23 protein-coding genes are annotated in these 21,901 nt (G+C 72.3%); 10 read left to right on the forward strand and 13 right to left on the reverse strand.

The window, feature by feature from the left end:
- Nucleotides 1-31: 31 nt before the first annotated feature.
- The 4 genes from menB to AWQ71_RS15930 all read left to right on the forward strand — a co-directional run bounded on the left by menB (nt 32) and on the right by AWQ71_RS15930 (nt 4,176).
- Nucleotides 32-862, forward strand: coding sequence for a 1,4-dihydroxy-2-naphthoyl-CoA synthase (gene menB, locus AWQ71_RS15915; RefSeq protein ID WP_067133594.1), 831 nt, complete (start codon nt 32-34; stop codon nt 860-862).
- Nucleotides 862-1,797 carry an o-succinylbenzoate synthase gene (locus AWQ71_RS15920; protein WP_084258926.1) on the forward strand — a complete coding sequence of 312 codons (936 nt, stop codon included), beginning with the start codon at nt 862-864 and terminating at the stop codon, nt 1,795-1,797. The genes menB and AWQ71_RS15920 overlap by 1 nt, the downstream gene beginning before the upstream one ends.
- The gene (menD, locus tag AWQ71_RS15925; protein ID WP_067133597.1) at nt 1,794-3,458 is read left to right on the forward strand and encodes a 2-succinyl-5-enolpyruvyl-6-hydroxy-3-cyclohexene-1-carboxylic-acid synthase; all 1,665 of its coding nucleotides are present in this window, start codon (nt 1,794-1,796) and stop codon (nt 3,456-3,458) included. The genes AWQ71_RS15920 and menD overlap by 4 nt, the downstream gene beginning before the upstream one ends.
- 88 nt (nt 3,459-3,546) lie before the next feature.
- Nucleotides 3,547-4,176, forward strand: a complete 630-nt coding sequence (locus AWQ71_RS15930; RefSeq protein ID WP_067133877.1) for a DedA family protein — start codon at nt 3,547-3,549, stop codon at nt 4,174-4,176.
- Here the strand turns inward: AWQ71_RS15930 and AWQ71_RS15935 are convergent.
- Complete coding sequence (locus tag AWQ71_RS15935) at nt 4,163-4,906, reverse strand: GntR family transcriptional regulator (protein ID WP_067133600.1); 744 nt, start codon at nt 4,904-4,906, stop codon at nt 4,163-4,165. The genes AWQ71_RS15930 and AWQ71_RS15935 overlap by 14 nt on opposite strands.
- Before the next feature lie 152 nt (nt 4,907-5,058).
- Between AWQ71_RS15935 and AWQ71_RS15940 the strand changes: the two genes are divergently transcribed.
- Complete coding sequence (locus tag AWQ71_RS15940) at nt 5,059-6,171, forward strand: winged helix DNA-binding domain-containing protein (protein WP_084258927.1); 1,113 nt, start codon at nt 5,059-5,061, stop codon at nt 6,169-6,171.
- On the opposite strand, the gene AWQ71_RS44645 is transcribed toward AWQ71_RS15940, so the two are convergent.
- Nucleotides 6,161-6,397, reverse strand: coding sequence for a TetR family transcriptional regulator (locus AWQ71_RS44645; protein WP_157570375.1), 237 nt, complete (start codon nt 6,395-6,397; stop codon nt 6,161-6,163). The two genes, AWQ71_RS15940 and AWQ71_RS44645, sit on opposite strands and share 11 nt — an antisense overlap.
- 94 nt (nt 6,398-6,491) lie before the next feature.
- Between AWQ71_RS44645 and AWQ71_RS15945 the strand changes: the two genes are divergently transcribed.
- Nucleotides 6,492-7,520 carry a fatty acid desaturase family protein gene (locus AWQ71_RS15945; RefSeq protein WP_067133880.1) on the forward strand — a complete coding sequence of 343 codons (1,029 nt, stop codon included), beginning with the start codon at nt 6,492-6,494 and terminating at the stop codon, nt 7,518-7,520.
- On the forward strand, nt 7,517-9,034 hold the full coding sequence (locus tag AWQ71_RS15950; RefSeq protein ID WP_067133606.1) for an MFS transporter: 1,518 nt from the start codon (nt 7,517-7,519) through the stop codon (nt 9,032-9,034). Before AWQ71_RS15945 ends, AWQ71_RS15950 begins: the two co-directional genes overlap by 4 nt.
- Before the next feature lie 6 nt (nt 9,035-9,040).
- On the opposite strand, the gene AWQ71_RS15955 is transcribed toward AWQ71_RS15950, so the two are convergent.
- Entirely contained in the window at nt 9,041-9,577 is a 537-nt protein-coding gene (locus AWQ71_RS15955) for a TetR/AcrR family transcriptional regulator (protein WP_067133610.1), read from the reverse strand.
- Nucleotides 9,578-9,704: 127 nt separating this feature from the next.
- On the opposite strand from AWQ71_RS15955, the gene AWQ71_RS15960 reads away from it, so the two are divergent.
- Nucleotides 9,705-10,355, forward strand: a complete 651-nt coding sequence (locus AWQ71_RS15960; protein WP_067133613.1) for an IMPACT family protein — start codon at nt 9,705-9,707, stop codon at nt 10,353-10,355.
- Here AWQ71_RS15960 and AWQ71_RS15965 read toward each other — a convergent pair.
- The gene (locus tag AWQ71_RS15965) at nt 10,330-11,577 is read right to left on the reverse strand and encodes an isochorismate synthase (protein ID WP_174550715.1); all 1,248 of its coding nucleotides are present in this window, start codon (nt 11,575-11,577) and stop codon (nt 10,330-10,332) included. The genes AWQ71_RS15960 and AWQ71_RS15965 overlap by 26 nt on opposite strands.
- Before the next feature lie 144 nt (nt 11,578-11,721).
- Between AWQ71_RS15965 and AWQ71_RS15970 the strand changes: the two genes are divergently transcribed.
- On the forward strand, nt 11,722-12,558 hold the full coding sequence (locus tag AWQ71_RS15970) for an SGNH/GDSL hydrolase family protein (protein ID WP_067133619.1): 837 nt from the start codon (nt 11,722-11,724) through the stop codon (nt 12,556-12,558).
- A gap of 109 nt (nt 12,559-12,667) precedes the next feature.
- On the opposite strand, the gene AWQ71_RS15975 is transcribed toward AWQ71_RS15970, so the two are convergent.
- The 5 genes from AWQ71_RS15975 to AWQ71_RS15995 all read right to left on the reverse strand — a co-directional run bounded on the left by AWQ71_RS15975 (nt 12,668) and on the right by AWQ71_RS15995 (nt 16,910).
- A complete protein-coding gene (locus tag AWQ71_RS15975) occupies nt 12,668-13,273 on the reverse strand; it encodes a response regulator transcription factor (RefSeq protein ID WP_067133622.1) in 606 nt (201 codons plus the stop codon).
- On the reverse strand, nt 13,270-14,409 hold the full coding sequence (locus AWQ71_RS15980) for a sensor histidine kinase (protein ID WP_067133625.1): 1,140 nt from the start codon (nt 14,407-14,409) through the stop codon (nt 13,270-13,272). Before AWQ71_RS15980 ends, AWQ71_RS15975 begins: the two co-directional genes overlap by 4 nt.
- A gap of 13 nt (nt 14,410-14,422) precedes the next feature.
- Nucleotides 14,423-15,148: an ABC transporter permease gene (locus AWQ71_RS15985; RefSeq protein WP_067133628.1), complete on the reverse strand. Its 726-nt coding sequence runs from the start codon at nt 15,146-15,148 to the stop codon at nt 14,423-14,425.
- Entirely contained in the window at nt 15,148-16,062 is a 915-nt protein-coding gene (locus tag AWQ71_RS15990) for an ABC transporter ATP-binding protein (protein ID WP_067133630.1), read from the reverse strand. The genes AWQ71_RS15985 and AWQ71_RS15990 overlap by 1 nt, the downstream gene beginning before the upstream one ends.
- 113 nt (nt 16,063-16,175) lie before the next feature.
- Nucleotides 16,176-16,910 carry an alpha/beta fold hydrolase gene (locus AWQ71_RS15995; RefSeq protein WP_067133633.1) on the reverse strand — a complete coding sequence of 245 codons (735 nt, stop codon included), beginning with the start codon at nt 16,908-16,910 and terminating at the stop codon, nt 16,176-16,178.
- Between the two features lie 42 nt (nt 16,911-16,952).
- Here AWQ71_RS15995 and AWQ71_RS16000 point away from each other — a divergent pair, with 42 nt between their 5' ends.
- A complete protein-coding gene (locus AWQ71_RS16000; protein WP_067133636.1) occupies nt 16,953-17,912 on the forward strand; it encodes a helix-turn-helix transcriptional regulator in 960 nt (319 codons plus the stop codon).
- 16 nt (nt 17,913-17,928) lie between these two features.
- Here the strand turns inward: AWQ71_RS16000 and AWQ71_RS40235 are convergent, their stop codons facing one another.
- The 4 genes from AWQ71_RS40235 to AWQ71_RS16015 form a co-directional block, all read right to left on the reverse strand.
- Nucleotides 17,929-18,123: a hypothetical protein gene (locus AWQ71_RS40235; protein ID WP_084258929.1), complete on the reverse strand. Its 195-nt coding sequence runs from the start codon at nt 18,121-18,123 to the stop codon at nt 17,929-17,931.
- 192 nt (nt 18,124-18,315) lie between these two features.
- Nucleotides 18,316-19,530 carry an SRPBCC family protein gene (locus tag AWQ71_RS16005; RefSeq protein ID WP_169806575.1) on the reverse strand — a complete coding sequence of 405 codons (1,215 nt, stop codon included), beginning with the start codon at nt 19,528-19,530 and terminating at the stop codon, nt 18,316-18,318.
- A gap of 118 nt (nt 19,531-19,648) precedes the next feature.
- Nucleotides 19,649-20,794 carry a glycosyltransferase family 4 protein gene (locus AWQ71_RS16010; RefSeq protein WP_067133642.1) on the reverse strand — a complete coding sequence of 382 codons (1,146 nt, stop codon included), beginning with the start codon at nt 20,792-20,794 and terminating at the stop codon, nt 19,649-19,651.
- Nucleotides 20,795-21,003: 209 nt separating this feature from the next.
- Nucleotides 21,004-21,705 carry a class I SAM-dependent methyltransferase gene (locus AWQ71_RS16015; RefSeq protein ID WP_067133645.1) on the reverse strand — a complete coding sequence of 234 codons (702 nt, stop codon included), beginning with the start codon at nt 21,703-21,705 and terminating at the stop codon, nt 21,004-21,006.
- Nucleotides 21,706-21,901 lie beyond the last annotated feature (196 nt).

A 21,901-nucleotide genomic window follows, 5' to 3' on the forward strand; every position in this document is an offset into this window, starting at 1 on the left:
GAACGGGCGGTTCGTGGAGTGAGGAGCGAGTGTGACGAGCGGCGTCGACTGGAAGCGGTCAGGCGAGTACGAGGACATCATCTACGAGACCGCCGAGGGCATCGCGAAGATCACGATCAACCGGCCGGAGCGGCACAACGCGTTCCGCCCGACGACGCTCTTCGAGCTGCGGGACGCGTTCAACGTCGCCCAGGAGGACACCTCCGTCGGTGTGATCATTTTCACTGGTGCCGGCGACCGGGCATTCTGCTCGGGCGGCGACCAGAAGATCCGCGGTGACGACGGCTACGTCGACGACAAGACGCACGGCATCGGCCGGCTGAACGTCCTGGACCTGCAGGTTCAGATCCGGCGCTGCCCCAAGCCGGTCATCGCGATGGTCGCGGGCTACGCCATCGGCGGCGGCCACGTGCTGCATGTCTGCTGCGATCTCACGATCGCCGCGGACAACGCGCAGTTCGGGCAGACCGGCCCCAAGGTGGGCTCGTTCGACGGCGGGTACGGCTCGTGGCTGCTGGCCGAGACGGTCGGCCTCAAGCGGGCGCGCGAGATCTGGTACCTCTGCCGCCAGTACGACGCCGAGACCGCCCTCCAGTGGGGCCTGGTCAACGCGGTCGTGCCGCTGGAGCGCCTGGAGGAGGAGACCGTCCAGTGGGCGCGCGAGCTGCTGGAGAAGTCCCCGCTCGCGCTGCGCATGCTCAAGGGCGCGCTCAACGCGGTCACCGACGGCGCGGCCGGCATGCAGCAGTTCGCCGGCGACGCGACGCTCCTCTACTACATGAGCGAGGAGGCCCAGGAGGGCCGCGACGCGTTCAAGGAGAAGCGCACCCCGGACTTCGCGAAGTTCCCGCGCCGTCCGTAGTGCACATCTTCCGCATCCCGATGGCCCTGCGGTTCCGGGGGCAGACCGTCCGCGAGGGCGTGCTGATCCACGGACCCGCGGGGTGGGGGGAGTTCTCGCCCTTCCCCGAGTACGGCCCCGCCGAATGCGCCCGCTGGCTGGCCTGCGCGCGCGAGGCCGCCTTCGACGGCTGGCCGGCGCCGCTGCGCGACTCCGTCCCGGTGAACGCCACCGTGCCCGCCGTCGGCCCGGAGAAGGCCGCCGAGATCGTACGGCTGTCGCAGTGCGGCACCGCGAAGGTCAAGGTCGCCGAGCGCGGCCAGGACTTCGCCGAGGACATGGCGCGGGTCGAGGCGGTCCGCGACGCGATCGGCCCAGGAGGACGGGTCCGGGTGGACGTCAACGGCGCGTGGGACGTCGACTCCGCCGTCCGGCGGCTCAAGGAGCTCGACCGGTTCGACCTGGAGTACGCCGAGCAGCCGTGCGCCACGCTCGACGAGCTCGCCGCCGTCCGGCGCCGGGTGGACGTGCCGATCGCCGCCGACGAGTCGATCCGCCGCGCGGAGGACCCGCTGAAGGTCCGCGCCGCGGAGGCGGCCGACATCGCGGTGATCAAGGTGCAGCCTCTTGGCGGCGTGCGCGACGCGCTGCGCGTCGCCGAGGCGTGCGGGCTGCCCGTGGTCGTGTCGAGCGCCGTCGAGACGTCGGTCGGCCTGGCGGCCGGTCTCGCTCTCGCTGCCGCGTTGCCCGAATTGCCGTACGCTTGCGGACTCGGGACGATGCCTTTGCTGAGCGGCGACGTCGTCACGGACTCCCTCGTCCCCGTCGGCGGGGCGATAGCCGTACGACGTCCAGAGGTGGATCAGCGCGCCCTCGCGGCGTACGAGATCGAGTCGCCCGCCTGGAGACGACGGATGGAGGAGGCCGCCGGAACGGCCGGAGAGGGGCGGCAGTGAATCCCGCCACCGCGCTTGCCACGGTGCTGGTCGACGAGCTGGTGCGCTGCGGGGTGACCGACGTCGTCCTCGCCCCGGGGTCCCGGTCGACGCCGCTGGCCCTGGCCGTGCACGAAGAGCCGCGGGTACGGCTGCACGTGCGGATCGACGAGCGGTCGGCCGCGTTCCTCGCGCTCGGCCTGGCCAAGCGGTCGGAGCGGCCGGTCGCGATCATCTGCACGTCCGGCACCGCCGCGGCGAACTTCCACCCCGCCGTCATCGAGGCGTCGGAGTCGGGCGTGCCGCTGCTGGTGCTCACCGCCGACCGGCCGCCCGAGCTGCGCGGCACCGGGGCCAACCAGACGATCGACCAGGTCAAGATGTACGGCTCCGCGGTCCGCTGGTTCGCCGAGGTCGGCGTGCCCGAGGACCGGCCGGGCCAGGCGGCCTACTGGCGTTCGCTGGCCTGCCGCGCCTACCAGCGGGCCGCGGGCCCGCCGGACCCGGGCCCCGTCCACCTCAACGTGGCCTTCCGCGAGCCGCTGGTCCCCGACGGCGACGGCTCCTGGTGCGAGTCGCTCGACGGCGACGCGGGCGGCGCGTGGATCAGGGCCAGGGTGGCGCCCCCGGCGTCCGCGCTGCACATCCCGCCGACCCGGCGCGGCGTGCTCGTGGTCGGCGACGGCGCGGCCAACGTCCGCCGGTACGTCGCGGCGGCCGGGATGGCGGGCTGGCCGGTGCTCTCCGAGCCGAACGGCGGCGGCCGCTACGGCGACCACGCCATCTCGACCTACCACTTCCTGCTCGGCATCCCCGAGTTCGCCCAGGCGCACCGGCCCGACGTCGTGGTCACGCTGGGGCGTCCCGGGCTGTCGCGGCCGCTGCTGTCGTGGATCAGGCGGGCCGAGGAGCACATCGTGGTCGCCTCGGACCTCACCCGCTGGCCGGACCCGACGCGGTCGGCGACCCAGGTCGCGCAGGCGGTGGAGATCCCGGTCACCTCGGGGGACGACTCCTGGCTGCGCTCGTGGCGGCACGCCGAGCACGTCGCCAGACACGCGATCGACTCCGTCCTGGACGGCTCCGGCCTCACCGAGCCGAGGCTGGCCCGCGACCTGGTCGAGATCCTGCCGAACGGCTCGCTGCTGTTCTGCGGCTCCTCGATGCCGATCAGGGACCTCGACCAGGCCATGCGGCCGCGTCGCGGGCTGCGGCTGATGGCGAGCCGCGGCGCGTCCGGCATCGACGGGCTGGTGTCCACCGCCATCGGCGCCGCCCTGGCGCACAACGGCCCCTCGTACGCGCTGATCGGCGACCTGACGCTGCTGCACGACCAGAACGGGCTGATCCTCGGCCCCCAGGAGCCGCGGCCCGACCTGTGCCTGATCGTGGTCAACAACGACGGCGGCGGGATCTTCTCACTGCTGCCGCAGGCCACCCTGGGCGACCCCTTCGAGCGGATCTTCGGGACGTCCCACGGCGTCGATCTGGAGTATCTCGCCGCCTCGACCGGCCTGCCGTACACGCGGGTCGAGGACCTCGACGACCTGCCGAGGGCGATCAAGGGGGACGGCATGCGCATGGTCGAGGTGCGCACCCGGCGGGACGGCAACGCCGCCATACACGCTGCCATGGGTGAGGCCGTACGCTCAGCGATGATCGTGGGTGCTACCGGAGACTGACCCGGGATGGTCCTTCGGATGGATGTGGCATTGCCGGGGCGGCGGCAGAATGGACCGTGCCTACCCCGCCCCGATCCTGAGGAGTGACATGCACATCGAGGAGTGGCTGCAGACGATTCCAGCCGTCTGGGTCTACATCCTCGTCGGCGCGATCATCGGGCTGGAGAGCCTGGGCATCCCGCTTCCGGGCGAGATCGTCCTGGTCAGCGCGGCGCTGCTGTCGTCCAAGGGCGTGGTCAGCCCCGTGGTGGTGGGCATCTGCGCCAGCGCCGGCGCGATCGTCGGCGACTCGATCGGCTACTACATCGGGTGGAAGGGCGGCCGGCCGCTGTTCGACCGGCTCGGCCGCAGGTTCCCCAAACACTTCGGACCGCCCCACATCGCCAAGGCCGAGCGGCTCTTCGACCGCTGGGGCATGTGGGCGGTCTTCTTCGGCCGCTTCGTGGCCCTGCTGCGGATCCTCGCCGGGCCGCTCGCGGGTGCGCTGCGGATGCCGTACTGGCGGTTCCTGATCGCGAACGTGCTCGGCGGCATCGTGTGGGCGGGCGGCACGACGACCGCCATCTACTACCTCGGCGTCGTGGCCGACAAGTGGCTGAAGGGCTTCTCCTGGATCGGCCTCGTGGCCGCTCTGCTCTTCGGCCTGGGCACCACGGTGTGGCTCAAGCGGAAGGTCCGGGCGGACGAGGACGAGCCGGAGTCGGTCAGCGCTCGATGAGCGTGACCTCCAGGGAGTAGTGCGAGGCCCGGTAGAGGTGGGAGCCGTGTTCGACGGCCCGCCCCTGGTCGTCGTACGTCGTGCGGACCATGGTCAGCAGGGGCGCGCCGCGCCGCTCGTCCAGCAGCCGCGCCTCGGCGGGGCTGGCCGCCCGGGCGCCGATCCGCTGGTTCGCCACCCGCATCCTGACCCCGGCGGCGCGCAGCAGCTCGTACAGGCCGCGCTCCTGCAGGGACGTGGCGGACAGGTCGGCGATGCCGATCGGCAGCCAGTTGCTGAGCAGGGCGAGCGGCTCACCTCCCGCGTAGCGGAGCCGTTCGATCCGGAGCACCTCGGTGCCCTCGGGGACCGCGAGGACGGTCGCCACGTTCTCGTCGGCGGGCGCGGTCTCGATCGCGAGCACCTGGGTGGCCGGCTCCTTGCCGGAGCGCCGCAGGTCGTCGTACAGGCTGGTCAGCTCGACCGATCGCTTGACCTGGCCGTGGACCACCTGGGTGCCGACGCCGCGCTTGCGGACGAGCAGGCCCTTGTCCACGAGGTACTGGATCGCCTGCCGGATGGTGGGGCGGGAGAGTCCGAGCCGGTCCGCGAGCTGGATCTCGTTGTCGAGCCGGGACCCGGGGGCGAGGACGCCGCGGCGGATCGCTTCCGAGATCTGCTCGGCGACCTGAAAATACAGGGGGACGGGGCTCGACCGGTCCAGGTCGATGTCCAGACGCTCGGAAGTCACACGTCGAGATTAGCGGACGTCATAATGTCCTGACGAAGTAGTGCGCGTCGACGGGCGGCCCCGGGTGGCCCCGCCGGGTGTGCCGTTCCCGCCGGTCTGGGACGATCATGCGTGGCGCGGGTTTCTCAGTGGTGGGGTGTAGAACTACTCGGGTGACCGTTCGACTGACCTGGGCCCAGGTGCTCGCCTGGCGGCTGGAGCGCCAGCTCGTCGAGCCCGCCGCCGGATCCGGACCCGTGATGATCGCCCGCAGGTTGTGCGGGGTGCAGGCACAGGTGGCCTCCTCGGCCGAACTGGCGATGGCGGTGCGCTCCGCCGACCCCCGGCCCGGCGCGGTGGACGAGGCGCTGTGGGAGGAGCGCGCGCTCGTCAAGACCTGGCTGATGCGCGGCACCCTGCATCTGGCCCCCGCGGACGAGCTGCCCGTGTACTGCGCGGCGCTCGGCGCCCTGCGGTTCTGGGAGAGGGGGGCCTGGCAGCGGGGGCACGGGGTCACCGCCGCCGACGTCGAGGCGATCATCGGCGCGGTTCCCGAGGCGCTGAAGGGGCGCTGTCTCACCCGGGAGGAGCTGGTCGAGGCGGTGATCGAGGTGAGCGGAGTCGCCCATCTGCGGCAGGCGCTCACCTCCGGCTGGGGCGCGCTGCTCAAGCCGCTGAGCTTCCTGGGGGAGCTGTGTTACGGCCCGCCCCGGGACGGGCGGGTGACCTTCGCCCGGCCCGCGGACCGGCTGGCCGGCTGGCCGGGGGCGCTGCCGTCCACGGAGGAGGGCGGCCGGGCGCTGCTGCGCGCGTTCCTGGGCGCGCACGGACCGGCCACGCCGGAGATGTTCGACACCTGGCTGATGCGGAGCGCGGTGCGCAAGGCGGCGCTGCGCGGCTGGTTCCGTGACCTCGGCCCCGAGCTCGCCGAGGTCGAGGTCGACGGAGCGCCGATGACGGCGCTCGCCGAGCACGTGGACGCGCTCGCCGCGGCCCGGCCGTCCGAGGGCGTGCACCTGCTGCCCGGGTTCGATCAGTACGTGCTGGGGGCTCCCCGCGATCTGGAGGCGCTGCTGCCGGCGGCCGTCCGGCCCAAGGTGAGTCGCGCGGCGGGGTGGATCTCGCCGGTCGTGGTGCACCGGGGGAGAGTGGCCGGGGTCTGGGAGGCCAAGGACGGGCGGCTCGCCGTCGAGCTCGCCGAGCCGGTGCCGGAGACGCCGCTCCAGGCCGCGGCGGAGCGGATCGCCGCGCTGCTCGGCCGTCCGGCGGAGCTGGTCATCGGATAGCTCGTCGTGGCATAGCTCGTCGTCGGGCGGGGGAGCGAGGTTCGTCGCGCCGCCGCCCGTCGGCGTCGATCACGACCAGGCGGTGGCGGATCGTCCCCGTTTCGATCATGCGTAGCAGGGCGGGCCCGTCCGCCGCCCTGGCGATGTCGCGCGCCGTGGTGCGCGCGTAGCCGCGCTCCCGCACGTGGCGCTTGGCACCGTCGATCAGCGTGTCTCGCTCTTCCATGCCTTCACCCTCTTCCATGCCGCCACCCTATCCAAACACTCGTCACAAACATTTGTTTTGTACGATTGATTAAAACATGTGTATGGTCGGCGGCATGACGCAAGCAACCGCAACGGCCACGGCCGCGAGCGACTTCAGCCGTCTGTCCAGACGTGTCCGGCAGGCCGGACTACTCGACCGGCGCCCGCGTTACTACCTGACACGGCTCAGCGTGGTCGCGGGTCTCTACCTCGCGGGTCTGGCGGCGTTCTTCTGGCTCGGCGACTCCTGGCTTCAGGTGCCGCTCGCCGCCTACTTCGCGATCGTCTTCGCCCAGGTCGCCCTCGTACTGCACGATCTGGCACATCGGCAGATCTTCCCCCTCAGGCAGCCGAGCGAGATCCTCGGACGGCTCGCGGGCAACCTCGGCATCGGCCTCGGCTACGGCTGGTGGATGAACAAGCACACCCGCCACCACGCCAACCCCAACCACGAGGACCTCGATCCGGACGTCGTGCCCGACATCCTGGTGTGGTCACAGGAGCAGGCGCGCGACAGCAGCGGGCCGGCCCGGCTCATCGGCGGCCGGCAGGCGTACCTGTTCTATCCGCTGCTCCTGCTGGAAGGGCTCAACCTGCATGTCGCCGGCGTGCGCGCGCTGCGACAGCCCTGGATGAAGCACCGCTTCCTGGAAGGCGCGCTGCTGCTCGCCCACTTCGCCCTCTACCTGGGCGTGCTGGCCTGGACCCTGTCACCCGGCAAGGCGCTGGCCTTCGCCGCCGTGCACCAAGGCCTGTTCGGCCTCTACATGGGCTGCGTCTTCGCGCCCGGCCACAAGGGCATGCCGACGCTCACCGGGGAGGCCACGCTCGACTTCCTGCGCCGGCAGGTGCTGACCACCCGCAACGTGCGTGGCGGCCGGTTCGTCGACATCGCGATGGGCGGTCTCAATTACCAGATCGAACACCACCTGTTCCCCAACATGCCCACCCCCAACCTCCGCCGGGCGCGGCCGATCGTGCGGGCCTACTGCCGGCAGCTGCGCCTGCCGTACCACGAAGTCGGTTTCGTGACCTCGCACGTGGAGGGCCTGCGGCACCTGCACCACGCGGGCGCCCCCCTCAGGAAGAAAGGCCGCTCATGAAAGCCGGACGCAAGCAGTGGATCGGACTCGCCGTACTCGTCCTGCCGGTCTTGCTGATCTCCGTGGATCTGCACGTGCTGTCGTACGCGCTGCCGTTCATCAGCGCCAGTCTGGCGCCGAGCAGTTCCCAGCTGCTGTGGATCATCGACATCTACCCGTTCATCCTGGCCGGGCTCCTGCTGCCGATGGGCACTCTGGGCGACAGGATCGGACGGCGCCGGCTGCTGATGGCCGGGGCGGCCGCGTTCGGCGCCGCCTCCGCGATCGCCGCCTTCTCGGCCGACGCCGGCACACTCATCGCCACCCGGGCCCTGCTCGGCATCGGTGGTGCCACGCTGATGCCCTCGACGCTCTCGCTGATTCGCAACATGTTCCACGACGACGGCCAGCGCCGCGTCGCCATCTCCATCTGGACCGCGGCCTTCGCCGGCGGCGCCATGCTGGGGCCGCTGATGGGCGGCGCGCTGCTGGAGCATTTCTGGTGGGGTTCGGTGTTCCTGGTCAACCTGCCGGTGATGGCGCTGCTGCTGGTCCTGGCCCCGCTGCTGCTGCCGGAGTCGCGTGATCCGCGTCCGGGCCGGTTCGACGTGCTCAGCGTGGCGCTGTCGCTGGCGGCGATCCTGCCGGCCATCTACGGCGTGCAGCACCTCGCCGAGGACGGCTTCGGCCCGCTGCCGGTGCTGGCAATCGCGGCCGGCCTGGCGCTGGGGGTCGCGTTCGTGCGCCGCCAGCGCGTGCTGCCCGAGCCGATGCTGGACGTGCGGTTGTTCGGCAGCCGCGCGTTCAGCGCCGCCATCGGCGCCAACACCCTCGGCGTCTTCGCCATGGTCGGCTCCAGTCTCTTCACCACCCAGTACCTGCAGATGGTCATGGGCGCCCGGCCGTTCGTCGCCGGCCTGTACGCCCTGCCCTCGGCCGGCATGGCCACGCTCACCGCGGCGCTGGCCCCCGTTCTGGTACGGAAGGTCCGTCCGGGGCTGGTGGTCGGCGCCGGGCTGCTCATCGGCGCCAGCGGGTTCGCACTGCTGGCCAGGCTGGACGCCGGCGGTCAGGCCGTGCCGCTGATCGTCGGGATCATGCTGATGGCCGGGGGCATCGCGCTCGCCCTGACAGTCTCCTCCGACCTGATCATCGCAGCCGCGCCGCCGGAGCGGGCGGGTTCGGTGGCCGGGCTGTCGCAGGTGGCCACCGAGTTCGGCGGCGCGCTCGGCATCTGTCTGCTGGGCAGCATCGGCGCCGCCGTCTACCGCGACCACCTCGCCGGCGCCGGCGCCCCCGCACCGGCACTCGACACCCTCGGCGCCGCCTTGGACGTGGCGGGTCGCCTGCCGCGACCCGCAGGTGACGCCCTGGCCGCCGCGGCCCGTGACGCCTTCACCCAGGGCCAGCACTACGCCATGATCACGGCAGCCGCGGGCCTGTACCTGATGGCGGTGCTGGCGCCGATCCTGCTGCGGTCCGTACGGCGTGCCGACCAGCCGGAACGGCGTAGTGGTCAGCACGCGATGCGGTGACCCGCCTCAGGCGGTGGCCGCCTCGGCGACCGCCCGGATGCCGCGGGCAAGGTCCTGGGGGGTCGGGGCGTTGTCCGGATCGATGCTCCACCGCACCAGCAGGCCGATGAGCAGAGTCAACAACACCTGACTCCCTTCTTTGTCCTCCTGCGGCAGTCGCTTGCCCAGCTCGTGCTGGGCACGTGACTGCCCTTCGGCCAACCGGGCCCGCACCTCGGGAAGGTGGGCCGCCTGCGCCAGCGTGTCCACGTTGGCTCGCCACAGCGCCGGGTTGGTCTGGAAGGAGTCGATCAGCTCGCTCCAGAACGCCGTGAACCACTCCCGGGAATCGTCGGGGAGGGCCTTGAGGATCTCCTCGATCGCCTCTCCGGTCGTCTCGATCATCGCCTGGGTGAGGAGAGCGTCCTTGGAGCGGAAGTGGTAGTTGATCGCGGCGAGGTTGCTGCCGGAGACGGCGACGATGTCACGCACCGTCGTGCGCGCGTAGCCACGCTCGGCCAGGCACTGTTTGGTCGCGGCCAGCAGATCCTCGGGGACTCCCATGCGGGGATCCTACCAGCGTGGCAAACGCTCGTTTCAAACATATGACTGGAGTCATGGTGGGGGCGGAACGAATCTACAACGTAAAGGCGCTGGGCCGGTCGCGAGCCGGACTGACTAGGCTGGCCTCGTGCCCTCCTATCTCACGATCACCGACCCCCTGGAACACGAAACCGAGGTCCGCCGCTCGCGGTTCATCTGCGCGCTCGCCCCGGTCGGTACGGAGGCGGAGGCCAGGGCGTTCATCGCCGAGCGCAGGAGGTTGTACGGCGACGCCACCCACAACTGCACGGCGTACGTACTGGGGGACCGGGTGCAGAAGGCCGACGACGACGGGGAGCCGGGCGGCACGGCCGGGACCCCGATGCTGGAGGTGCTGAACCGGCGCGGCTTCGCCGACGTCGTGGCCGTGGTCACGCGGTTTTTCGGCGGTGTCCTGCTGGGCGCGGGCGGCCTGGTCAGGGCGTACGGCGGCGCGGTGGGCGAGACGCTCGACCGGGCGGTGAGCGTGCGCATGGTGCCGGCGACGATCATGTCGGTGGTGATCGACCACGCGCACGCCGGGCGGCTGGAGAACGACCTGCGCGTCTCGCCGTACCCGGTGCGGGCGGTGGACTACGGGGCGGATGTGACCTTCGAGGTGGCGGTCGCAGACGACGCGCTGGACGGCTTCGCCGGCTGGCTCGCGGGCGTGACGGCGGGCCGCGCCATCGCCCTCCCGGGGGAGGGGGTCCACCTCAGGGAGGACGCGGCGGTCAGCTCTCCAGGGCGTAGCGCATGACGCGGAACTTCGCCTGGGCCTCGGCCAGCTCGGCGACCGGGTCGGAGTCGCCCATGATGCCGCACCCGGCGAACAGCCGGGCGCTGTTGCCCGTGATCTGCCCGCAGCGCAGGGCGATGCCCCACTCGCCGTCGCCCCTGGCGTCGATCCAGCCGACCGGCCCGGCGTAGCCCGCCCGGTCCATGCCCTCCAGCTCGCGGATGACTTCGAGGGCGGTGCCGGTGGGAGTGCCGCCGACCGCCGCGGTCGGGTGCATCGCCGCGACCACGTCGAGCACGGACGCGCCGTCCGACAGCCGGCCGGTCACCCGGCTGGCCAGGTGCTGCACGTTGGGGAGCACGAGCAGCTCGGGCTCGTCGGGCACGTCGAGCGCCGAGCACAGCGGGGCGAGCGCCTCCCGGACCGAGCTGACCGCGCACACGTGCTCGTACCGGTCCTTGGAGGAGGCGAACAGGGCCGCGCCGCGGGCCAGGTCGTCCGCCTCGTCCTCGCCGCGCGGGGTGGTGCCCGCGAGGACGAGTGACTCGATGGCGTTGCCCCGGTGGCGTACCAGCAGCTCGGGGGTGGCGCCGGTGAAGCCGTCGACCGAGAACGTGTAGCACTCGGGATAGCGGGTGGACAGCCGGGACAGCAGGAAGCGGACGTCGATGTCGTTCTCGGCGACGGCGGTCAGGTCGCGGGCCAGGACGACCTTGTCGAGCCGGCCGTCGTTGATCTGCCGCACGGCCTGCGCCACGGCGTGCTGCCATTCGAGCGCCGTGAGGGAGCCGTCACCGTACCGGATGCGGCCGGGCGGCGTCGGCGGCGTCCTGAGGCCGGGCCGGTGGCCGGCGTCGTGATCGTCCTCGCCGATCGTGGTGAGCCAGGCGCGGCCGCCCCTTCGGGCGAGCACCACGCGCGGGACGACGAGCCTCGACCCGGGAGCGTCGGCCTCGAAGGTGAACGACCCGAACGCGACGGGCCCCGATCCGGGCACCTCCACGTCGTCGTCGATGCGCGCGTCCGCGAAGAGCGCCGACATCCAGTCGCGGGCCCAGCGGAACCGGTCCGGGCCCGGCGGCACGGTCGCGCGGGCGGCCTCGCCCCAGCCCACGAGTCCCTCCCCGTGCCGGATCCAGGCGTACGGCGCGGTGTCGGGAAGGCAGGAGACGAGATCTCCTGGATCGCCGACGGGGACCGTGCGCACCACGAGGGGGCGGATGAGAGCGACACTCACTTGCACCACTTTACGCAGAATCTGAACATGTTCGACAGGAGCCCCCCTGGTCCGCCCCCTGTCAAGCGGTGATAGGAACTTGGTCACAGAAGGCACGGCTTCCTGTGAGGTGGTGGAGCACGCGCGGCGGCGCTTCCTACCTTTGGCCGCATGAAGATCGCGTCCATTCTCGCCGCCGCGGCCCTGCTGCCGCCGAGCGCGGCCCACGCCCCGACCGCCCCCATGGTGATGGCGGCGCTGGGCGACTCGATCAGCTCCGGGTTCAACGCCTGCGGCTGGTACGTCACCTGCCCGTCGCGCTCGTGGTCCACAGGGGACAGCGCCGACGTGAACAGCCACTACATGCGGCTGCGGAAGCTCGTCCCGGAGATCGACGGTCACAACGTCAATCTCGCCGTCCCGGGCGCGACCAGCGCCGACCTCGCCGGTCAGGCGCGCGCGGCGGTCGCGCAGGGCGCGCGCTACGTCACGGTCCTGATCGGCGCGCAGGACGCCTGCACGGCCACGGAGAAGGAGATGACGCCCGTGGACGTCTTCGGGCGGCGCGTGGCGGAGGCCCTCGCCGTGCTCCGGCCGACCGGCGCGCGGGTCTTCGTCGGCAGCATCCCAGACCTGCGGCGACTGTGGTCGCTGGGCAGGACGAGCCTGCTCGCGCGGGGCTTCTGGGCGATCGGGCACGTCTGCCAGAGCATGCTGGCCGATCCCACGTCGACCGCGCTGAAGGACCGGCTGCGCCGGCAACGGGTGCGCGCCCGGGTCATCGCCTACAACGACCGCCTGGAGAAGGCGTGCCTGGCGTACGGCGCGGCCTGCCGTTACGACGGCGGGGCGGTGTTCTCCTTCCCGTACACGCTGCGGCACGTGAGCGGATGGGACTACTTCCACCCGAACGGCGAGGGGCAGCGGGACCTGGCCAAGGTGACGTTCGAGGCGGCGTTCCCGGCGGGCGCCGCCGACCTGGGGCTGCCCGGAGCCGGGGCAGTCTGAGCGCGACGGCGCCATTCGACCGCCGGCTCCGCCGCGCCCGGCCCGGGCCCCCTCCCGCGGCGGGCGCCCCTTCCGCTCGCCCGCCCGCCGGGCCGCCCCCTGGGAAGCCTCAGAGCCAGCCGTTGTGCCGGGCCTGCCGGGCCGCCTCGATCCGGTTGCGGGTGCCGGTCTTGCCGATCGCCGAGGACAGGTAGTTGCGTACCGTGCTCTCGGACAGGTGCAGGCGGGCGGCGACGTCCGCGACCGTGGAGCCGTCCGCGGCGGCGGCGAGCACGTCGCGCTCCCGGTCGGTGAGGGGACTCGGGCCGGTGCTCAGCGCCGCGGCCGCGAGGGCCGGGTCGATGACCCGCTCGCCCGCGAGGACCCGGCGGATCGCCGCGGCCAGCTCCTCGACCGGCCCGTCCTTCACGAGGAAGCCGTACGCGCCGGCCTCCATCGCGCGCCGCAGGTAGCCGGGGCGTCCGAACGTCGTGAGGATCAGCACCCGGCAGTGCGGGAGGCGGTCGCGCAGCTCGGCGGCGGCGTCGAGGCCGCTGCGGCCCGGCATCTCGATGTCCAGGAGCGCGACGTCCGGCCGCGCGCGCAGCGCGGCGGGTACGACGTCGTCGCCGTCGGACACCTGGGCGACGACCTCGATGTCGTCTTCGAGGCCGAGCAGCAGGGCGAGCGCGCCGCGCATCATGCCCTGGTCCTCGGCCAGCAGGACTTTGATCATGTGTCCAACATCACCTGGAGCCGGAATCCGCCGGACGGTGCGGAGCCGGCGGACAGCCGCCCGCCAGCGGCCCGCACCCTCTCGCGCAGGCCCGCCAGGCCGTTCCCCTGCCGGGCTCCCGGTTCCCTGCCGGGGTCGGGGGAGCCGCCGCCGTCGTCGCCGATCCGCAGCTCAATGCCGCCGTCCGTTCCCTGCTCCAGTTCGATCTCGCACCGGGTCGCCCCGCTGTGCCTGATCACGTTCGTCATCCCTTCTCGTACGGCCCAGCCGAGCAGCGCGTCCACCTCGGGCGGGAGGTCGACGGACGCCGTCCGGATCGTGAGGCCGATCCCCGCGTCGGCGAGCGCCGTGCGCGCGGAGTCCAGTTCGGCGGCCAGGCCGCGCCCCCGGTAACCGGTGACGGCGGCCCGGACCTCGGTGAGCGCCTGGCGCCCGATCCGTTCGATGTCGGCGGCCTGCTCCACCGCCGCGTCGACGTCCCTGGGCGCGAGCCGGCGTACGGCCTCGGCCTTGACGACGACGACCGACAGGGTGTGCCCGAGGAGGTCGTGCAGGTCGCGGGAGAAGCGCAGCCGCTCCTCGGTCACCGCCGCCCGGGCGAGCTCCTCCCGGGTGCGCTGGAGCTCCCGGATGGCCTCCCAGAGGCGGATGATCACCGCGGGGACGAGGCCGGCGCAGAGGACGCCCCACACGAGGCTCAGGATGGCGGTGAGATCGCTGTCCCGCCATCCCATGATGGCGGCGGAGACCGCGCAGAGCGCGAACAGCAGGGGCGGCATCTTCCGCCCTCTGACGGTCACGCCGAGCGCGATCGCCAGCATGACCAGCGGATACAACCAGTTGTCGCCGAACCCGGCCGCGCTCGCGCACACGGTGAGGGCGAGCAGGGGCAGCCAGAGGCGCAGCGCCCGGCGGCGGTCGGCGAAGGCGAAGCGGATCGTGACCAGGTAGAGCGCGCCGCTGAGGGCCGCCGCCGTCCAGGCCAGCCACAGTGGGTGCGACCGTCCCTGGGTGATGTCCCAGACGGGACCGCCGGTCAGGAGGACCCAGAAGATCATGCCCTTGGCGTCCGGGCCGCGTTCGCCCTCGCCGAGCGGGTTCAGCCAGGGCTCGCCACCCGATGCCACCTTTGTCATCGTTTTTCGCTCTTTAGGCCGTCTTGCCCGCACGGCGGTAACCGTACATCGCGTAGAGGCCGAAGACGATCAGCCAGCCCACCAGGACGGCTGTCTGGCGCAGGCCGGGCGGCTCGCCGGCGGCGGCGTGCCACGAGAGGGCGGCGTAGCTGTTCGACGGTGTCCACTCCGCGATCGCGCGCAGCCAGCCGGGGAAGTTCGCGGTGGGGAGCCACAGGCCGCCGACGATGGACAGGCCCAGCATGGTGGCCAGGTTGGCCATGGCGGCGGTCTGGCCGCTGAGACGGTAGCCGTTGCCCAGCCCGAGCAGGGAGAACGGCACGGTCCCGACCCAGAGCAGCGCGACGATCTGCGCCCACTGGGCCGCGGTGAGCGTGACGTGGTTGACCAGGACGCCGGTCAGCAGGACCGCGGCGATGCTCGGGACGACGCCCAGCACCCCGGTGACCACCTTGCCCGCGACGACCTGCGCGGGCGTCAGCGGCGTGAGCCGGAGCTGGCGCAGCCAGCCCGCCGCGCGGTCCTCGGCGATGCCGCTCCCGTTGTTGAACGCGCTGCCCAGCGCGCCGTACGCGGCCATGCTCACCATCGTGAAGAGCGCGGCGTCGTGCTTGTCGCCGGGGGCGATCCCGAGGTTGGTGAAGAGCAGATACATCACGACGGGCATGATCACGCCGAAGACGATGTAGCCGCCGTCCCGCAGAGACCGGATGAGTTCGAGGCGGATGTAGCCGGACATCACGCGTTCTCCTTGAGAAGAGCCGCGCCGGAGGGGGCCGCGGCGGTGGTGAGGGCGACGAACGCGTCTTCCAGGTCGGCCGGCGTGACCTCGATGTCCCGCACGGCTCCCGCCCGGGCGAGGGCGACCACGGTGGCGTCCGCGTCGGTGCTGCGCAGGGTGGCGCGGTCGCCGTTGATCTCCAGCCCGGTCACGCCGGGGAGCCGGCCCAGCCAGGCGGCCTCGCCGGAGACGGTCACGCGGACGGTCGTGGCCGCCACGAGGCGCTTGATCTCGGTGCTGGTGCCGTCCGCCGCCACCCGGCCGCGGTTGATCACGATGACGCGGTCGGCCTGCTCGTCGGCCTCGTCGAGGTAGTGCGTGGAGAACAGGATGGTCCTGCCCCGCTCGGCGAAGCCGCGCATGCTCGCCCACAGCTCCCGCCGGGCCTCGACGTCCAGGGCGGCGGTCGGCTCGTCGAGGACGATCAGCTCGGGGTCGCCCGCGATCGCCATCGCGAACCTCACCCGCTGCGCCTGGCCGCCGGAGAGCCGGTCCACCCGCCGGTCGGCCAGCGCGGTGAGCTGGGCGAGAGCGAGGATCCGGTCGAGCGGGAGCGGTTCGCGATAGGTCCGGGAGACGAAGGTGAGCAGTTCACGCACGGTGACTCTCGCGATGATGCCGCCCTCCTGCGGCATGGCGCCGACCCTGCCCTGCCGTACGGCCCGCTCGGGGGCGCCGCCGAAGAGCGACGCCGTACCCGAGTCGGGTGGGAGCAGCCCGAGGAGCATGCCGATGGCGGTGGACTTGCCCGCGCCGTTGGGGCCGAGAAGCGCCACGGTCTGGCCCCGGGGGATGGAGAGCGTCAGGCCGTCCGCGGCCCGGGTGACGCCGAACGTCTTGGTGACGTCCGTTAGGGATGCTGCGATTTCCATGATCGAAACGGTACGGAGGCGCGGCTCGCGACCGTAGATCGAAGCATCCCGGGTTGGGCGGGACAAATGTCACTGGGCGCGTACGGAGCGGCCGTGACGCGACTCCCCGGTGGTCAGGGGCTGGGCGTGAGTTCGGCGAGCAGCGCCGCCGTGTCGGCCGGGCGGGAGAGCATCGGCCAGTGGCCGGTGGGCAGCTCGCGCAGCTCCCACTCCGGCCCCGCGAGCGGGGCGAAGAGCGGATGCCCGTCGGCGATCAGCGCCTTGACCTGGGCGAGCGGGAAGGACGAGCTGATCAGGGTCTTGGGCAGCCGGTCGAACGCGCCGGTGAGCCGGATCGGTGCGGTGATCGTGCCGAGCGGCTGGTCGGTCGCGCGGGAGCGCATCAGCTCGCGCTCCGCGGGTCCGAGCCCGGCGAGGCTCGCCCCGGACGCCTCCAGGTCCTCCCATGCCGGGAGGGGGTAGCGCCAGCCGTCCCGCACCCTGGCCTCGGCGAACTCGCGCCCGGCCATGTCGATCGGGGCGACCCCGTCCGGCACGGGACCGCTCTCCAGGTAGACCACCCGGGCGATCCGGTCCGGCACCCGGTCGGCCGCGCCGGTGACCGCCGCGCCGCCGAGGCTGTGCCCGACGAGCACCACGTCGCGCAGATCCTCGTACGTGATCAGGTTGACGATGTCGTCGATGTGCGTGTCGAGGGTCAACTCCGGAGCGGCGAGATGTGAGCGGTCGGCGAGGCCGGTGAGCGTCACGGGATAGGCGGCGTGGCCGTCCTCGCGCAGGTGGGAGGTAACGCCCTGCCACGCCCACGCGCCGAGCCAGAGACCGGGGACCAGTACGTATGTCGTCATGGCGCGACGCTATCGGCGAATCAGGGCAGAATCGGTCCTGTTATGTCAGCGAATCGCATTTTGGCGCTCCTCGAACTGTTGCAGGACCGTCCCGGCCTGACCGGGCCGCAGCTCGCCGCCCGGCTGGAGGTGGACGAGCGCACGGTCCGCCGCTACGCCGTACGGCTCGGCGACCTCGGCGTCCCGGTCGAGGCGGAGCGGGGGCGGTACGGCGGCTATCGGCTGCGCCCGGGATACCGGTTGCCGCCGCTGATGTTCGGCGACGACGAGGCGGCGGCCGTCGTGCTCGGCCTGTTGGCGGGACGCCGTACCGGCCTGTCGGTGGGGGAGGCCGCGACCGAGAGCGCGCTGGCGAACATCCGACGGGTGCTGCCCGAGGCGCTGCGCGAGCGGGTGCGGGCGATCGAGGAGACGGTGGACGTGACCTCACGCGCGGCGGACGCGCCCCGCCCCGACGCGACGGCGCTGCTCGCGCTCGCCGACGCGGTGCGGCGCGGCCGGCGGGTGCGGGTCGCCTACCGGTCGTTCCGGGGGAGCGAGAGCGAGCGGGAACTCGACCCCTACGGGCTGGTCTTCCACTCCGGCCGCTGGTACGTGACCGGGCACGACCATCGCAGCGGGGAGGTGCGGACCTTCCGCGTGGATCGGGTGGCGCGGGCGGAGGTCACCGGGGTGGGATTCCGCGCTCCGGCCGGGTTCGACCCGGTGGCGCACGTCGTGGAGTCGCTGGCGGGTGTGCCGTACGAGCATGAGGTCGAGGTGGTGCTGGCGACGAGCCTGGAGGAGGCGCGCCGCCGCATCCCCCCGACCGTGGCCAGGCTCGCCCGGGCGGACGACACGGCCGACGACGGCGGGGGAGTGCGGATGATCGCGCGGGTGGAGCGGCTGGACGGGATGGCCCTGATGCTGGCCGGGCTCGGCTGGCGTTTCACCGTTGTCCGCCCGGAGGGGCTGCGCGACGAGGTGCGCGCCCTCGCGCGGCGGCTGCTCGCCGACGCGTAGCCGGGAACCCGGACGGTCAGGCCGGGTACGGAGGCTGGTTCTCGGGGGGAACGCCGCCCCCCTTGCCGCCGCCCCTCTTGCCCTTGTCCGTGCCGTGCGGCCGCCCCTTGCGCGCCCTTCCGACCCCGGACCGCGCCTTGCTCTCCGCCGCGTCCTGCGTGGCGCCCCCGCGACCGGAGCGGCGTGCCTCGGGCTGCTGTGGCTGACCCATCGTTCCTCCCTCGCTGCTGTTGTCTCCACGCCGTGGAGCACGGATCCCCCTGCCCTCCGATGGGAACGCCATGCGTCGGGAGGAGGCGTGGAGAACACGACCCCTGGCCCGCTGGTGAGGGCGCGATCCGGCTCACTCACCAGCGGCCACCAGGCGCCGAGTCCGCCCGGACAGCGGAGCCGGCAGCTCCCGTCAGGCGTGGGCGACGGCCGGCCGGGCGGCCGCCTGCTCGCCTTCCGCGACCGTCTTCAGCCGCATCAGGTCCTCCCGGAGCTTGTGGACCGGGTCCACGCCGAGCAGCTTGGCCACGGCGTGGCCGATCGCGCCGACCGCCGGGTTGTAGGCCATCTGCACCTGCACGCGGGTGCGGCCCTCGCCCTCGGGCGTGAGCCGCAACGCGCCCACGTGCGCGAAGAGCTGCCCGTCGGGCGTCTTCCAGGCGATCTCGCGGTTCTCCTCGCGCCGGGTCTCCACGGCGTCGAAGCGGACGCACGTCCCGGCGGGGCCCGCGATCACCCAGTGGGACCGGCCGTCGCCCAGCAGGCGGACCTCGAGGACGTCCGGCATGATCTCCTGGTAGATCCGGTAGTCGCTCACCAGCGGCCAGATGTTCTCCGGGGAGGCCGCGATGGAGATCGCGTCCTGCAGGTCGATCGCGCGCCGTCCCGAGCTGATCCCGGTGATCCGCCGTAGGGGCAGGTTGGTCACCACACGCAGGGCGAGGATCGTGCAGGCGGTGCGCGCCGCCCACGAGAGCGGTCGCGGAAGCCTGCCGGTCAGTCCCCACACCAGGGCCGTGCAGCAGGCGACGAACAGGCGCCCGCTCGGCGACCACCGCTGCTGCAGCAGTTCGGGCACCGGCCTCCTCGGCCGGGACGGGCCCTGCAGCCCCGGCGTGGCCCCGGCCTCGACGTGCGTCCTCCACCGGAGGTCGACCCGCCGGACACCCGGGACCCGCCGCACCGCGCGCCGGGCCCGCTGCTCCTCGGCGCTCAGGATGTCCCCGGTCAGTGCCACGACGCCGCCGTCCACGTGGACCTCCACCGCGTGCGGATGCGAGACGTAGCGGCCGAGCTCCGCCCGTACGCGTTCGTACAGGATCCGGTCGTCCACGGCGGATCTCGCGCGCAGGCGATGCCGGGCGCCCGCGACCGCGCCGCGCCCCCGTTTCGGCAGATCGCTGGAGAGGACGGCGACGCCCTTGTACATCTTGTGCGTGGCGTGCGCGGCCTTGTCGCGCACCCGCGCCCGGCGGGTACGGCCCCGGTCGGGATCGCAGAGGTACTGGATCACCGCGCCGGCGCAGACGCCCGCGCCGGCTGTGCCGAGGGTCCGGCGCAACGGTGATCGCTCCACGAGCACGATGTCGGCGTAGCGGTCTCGTTGAGGCTGAGCGGAAGTACGCATAACGACCATGCCTCCCTCGCTGTGCTGAGCCTCCTTCACTTGCTCGTCGCCCCTCTACCCGGCCGGTCGCCGACGATTCACCGGGCCCGCCGGGTCCGCGCCGCTTCGGCGTGGGGGCCTACTCGCCTGCGGGGATCGTCTCCGGGTCCCGATCGGCCGGTGTCGCGGCTTCCTCGCGGCACAGGCCGTGCAGCAATTCCTCCCAGCGCGAGCCGATGACGTCCAGGTCGTAGCGGGCCGCCTTCTCCAGGGCGTTGGCGCCGAAGGTGCGGCGCAGCTCCTCGTCCTCGATGAGGGTGCAGATCGCGTCGGCCATCGCGTGGATCTTCTCGGGTTTGACGAGTAAGCCGTCGTGTTCGTGGGTGATGAGCTCGGCGGGGCCGGTCGGGCAGTCGTAGCTCACCACCGGGAGGCCCTTGCTCATCGCCTCGAGGATGACCATCGGCAGGCCCTCGCGGCGCGAGCTGAGCACGTAGATCGACGCCTTGGCCAGCTCGGGGCCGACGTCGGGGACCGACCCCATGAGCAGCACCTTCCCGGTCAGCTCCCGCTTGTCGATCGACGCCTGGAGTTTCTCGCGGCGCGGGCCGTCGCCGAAGATGCGCAGCGTCCAGTCGGGGTAGCGGGCCGCGACGTGCGCCCACGCGCGGATCAGCAGGTCGTAGCCCTTGGTGTGGGTGAGCCGGCCGACCGCGATGACGGTCTTCGCGGTGAGAGGGGAGCGGTCGCCCGTCAGCCTCGTCACCGCGTTCGGCATCTGGGCGAGCAGCCGCGGCCGTGTCTTGAGCGCCCGCTCGTACGCCCGGAGGTCGGTCTGGGTCAGGGTGACGACCGCGTCGAGCCGGCTGTACCGGCGGACGATCTGTTTGCGCAGCTCAGGGCCGTGGCCGCCGAGATTGCCGTGCTCCTGCGCGATCGTGGTGATCTCCGGAGGGGCGGCCAGCGACATGATCAGGTTCAGGCCGGGGCGGGTCCCGATGAGCACGCCGCGCCGCCGCCCCCGGATGTAACGGATGAGCTTGAGATCGGTGCGCAGCGTGAACCAGTGGTGGGCGGCCTCCTCCTGCGGGATCAGCCTGCTGGGGAAGCGGGACAGCAGCCCCTTGCGGCGCGGGAGCCGGTCGTCCAGGTAGCGGATCCGCACGCCGGGCGGTACGGGGAAGAAGGGCTCCTCGCGTTCCCGGACCACGCTCACGATCTCGACGTCGTGTTCTCTGGCGAGGTAGCCGGCGAGGTTGAACACGGTGCGGATGGTGCCGCCCATTCCATTTGCATGCAAAAGGAGGATGCGTACCTCATGGGCGTTTCGTGGCTCCGCGCGCCGAGCGCGACTTTTGTCGCGTGCTGAACGCAATTTGACCGCAGACCGCCGCAATAGCCCCGTAAAAGACAAAATAAGTCCCCGTCCTATATCAATGTTTACCCCTATTTACTAGGACGAAGAAGGACGTAATAGCGTTGTAGTGATCTGCGTCACATTAGATGCCAGATGGTCGTGCGCTTGTACGGAACGTCTTCCAGGACGGCGGGGACCAGGTGGACGCCGACCGGCCGAAAGAGGCGCCGCGGCAGGTAGGAGCAGGCGCGTTCCGGGGCGCCCACCAACACGGTCCGCCCCGCCGCCTCGCGCCCGTCCGGGGTCTCCCTCGCCGCACCCGTGCCCGCCGTATCCCGGTCCGGAGCCTGATCGTCCGGGGCGGGCCGTGCCCGGAGCAGGAAGGGCGTCACCCGCTCGGCGAGTGCCGCGTCGTAGAAGGCGTCGCCGACCAGCACCACGTCCTCCCTCGGCGTCGTCGCGAGGATGTCTCCCCGGCGGACGGTCACGGCCGCCCCGTTGGCGCGGGCGTTGAGCGCGATCGCCGCCGCGGCGTGCGGATCGATGTCGTTGGCGACCACCGCCGCCGCGCCCGCCACGGCTGCGGCGACGGCGACCAGGCCCGACCCCGAGGCGAGGTCCAGCACGGTGCGGCCCCGCACCAGTTCCGGGTGGTCGAGCACGTGGCGGGCCAGCGCCTGGCCGCCCGCCCACGCGTACGCCCAGTACGGCAGGTCGCCGGTGCGCTCCCAGAGCCCGAACACCGTGTCCTGCTCCTCGGCCGGCGCGAGGTGCAGCCGGATCTCCGGCACGTACGGCACGGCCGCCAGTCGTGTGTGCGCCCGTACCAGCTGCTCCATGCCCAAGCCTTCCCGCCGCGTCGCCGAGACCACCGGTGCGGCCCTCGCCCCGGTGCCTCGACACCGCACCGGAAAGCGGGAGCGCGGACGGTCGCGGACAGGATCCCATCGAAAGGTCGTCCGGGGGGACGCATCACGTCACGCGGGCCGCGTGAGGCGATGCGGCGGGGCCGGACCGTTCAGGGCCGGTGCCCAG

The organism is Microtetraspora malaysiensis, assembly GCF_001528665.1.
Classification (GTDB): Bacteria; Actinomycetota; Actinomycetes; order Streptosporangiales; family Streptosporangiaceae; genus Microtetraspora_A; species Microtetraspora_A malaysiensis.

Excerpts from the sequence above, each read along its gene's own strand:
- AWQ71_RS15930 (WP_067133877.1), top strand. The coding sequence starts at position 3,547 with ATGCACATCGAGGAGTGGCTGCAGACGATTCCAGCCGTCTGGGTCTAC.
- AWQ71_RS44645 (WP_157570375.1), bottom strand. The coding sequence starts at position 6,397 with ATGGAAGAGCGAGACACGCTGATCGACGGTGCCAAGCGCCACGTGCGG.
- AWQ71_RS15945 (WP_067133880.1), top strand. The coding sequence starts at position 6,492 with ATGACGCAAGCAACCGCAACGGCCACGGCCGCGAGCGACTTCAGCCGT.
- AWQ71_RS15950 (WP_067133606.1), top strand. The coding sequence starts at position 7,517 with ATGAAAGCCGGACGCAAGCAGTGGATCGGACTCGCCGTACTCGTCCTG.
- AWQ71_RS15955 (WP_067133610.1), bottom strand. The coding sequence starts at position 9,577 with ATGGGAGTCCCCGAGGATCTGCTGGCCGCGACCAAACAGTGCCTGGCC.
- AWQ71_RS15970 (WP_067133619.1), top strand. The coding sequence starts at position 11,722 with ATGAAGATCGCGTCCATTCTCGCCGCCGCGGCCCTGCTGCCGCCGAGC.
- AWQ71_RS15975 (WP_067133622.1), bottom strand. The coding sequence starts at position 13,273 with ATGATCAAAGTCCTGCTGGCCGAGGACCAGGGCATGATGCGCGGCGCG.
- AWQ71_RS15980 (WP_067133625.1), bottom strand. The coding sequence starts at position 14,409 with ATGACAAAGGTGGCATCGGGTGGCGAGCCCTGGCTGAACCCGCTCGGC.
- AWQ71_RS15985 (WP_067133628.1), bottom strand. The coding sequence starts at position 15,148 with ATGTCCGGCTACATCCGCCTCGAACTCATCCGGTCTCTGCGGGACGGC.
- AWQ71_RS15990 (WP_067133630.1), bottom strand. The coding sequence starts at position 16,062 with ATGGAAATCGCAGCATCCCTAACGGACGTCACCAAGACGTTCGGCGTC.
- AWQ71_RS15995 (WP_067133633.1), bottom strand. The coding sequence starts at position 16,910 with ATGACGACATACGTACTGGTCCCCGGTCTCTGGCTCGGCGCGTGGGCG.
- AWQ71_RS16000 (WP_067133636.1), top strand. The coding sequence starts at position 16,953 with ATGTCAGCGAATCGCATTTTGGCGCTCCTCGAACTGTTGCAGGACCGT.
- AWQ71_RS40235 (WP_084258929.1), bottom strand. The coding sequence starts at position 18,123 with ATGGGTCAGCCACAGCAGCCCGAGGCACGCCGCTCCGGTCGCGGGGGC.
- AWQ71_RS16005 (WP_169806575.1), bottom strand. The coding sequence starts at position 19,530 with ATGCGTACTTCCGCTCAGCCTCAACGAGACCGCTACGCCGACATCGTG.
- AWQ71_RS16010 (WP_067133642.1), bottom strand. The coding sequence starts at position 20,794 with ATGGGCGGCACCATCCGCACCGTGTTCAACCTCGCCGGCTACCTCGCC.
- AWQ71_RS16015 (WP_067133645.1), bottom strand. The coding sequence starts at position 21,705 with ATGGAGCAGCTGGTACGGGCGCACACACGACTGGCGGCCGTGCCGTAC.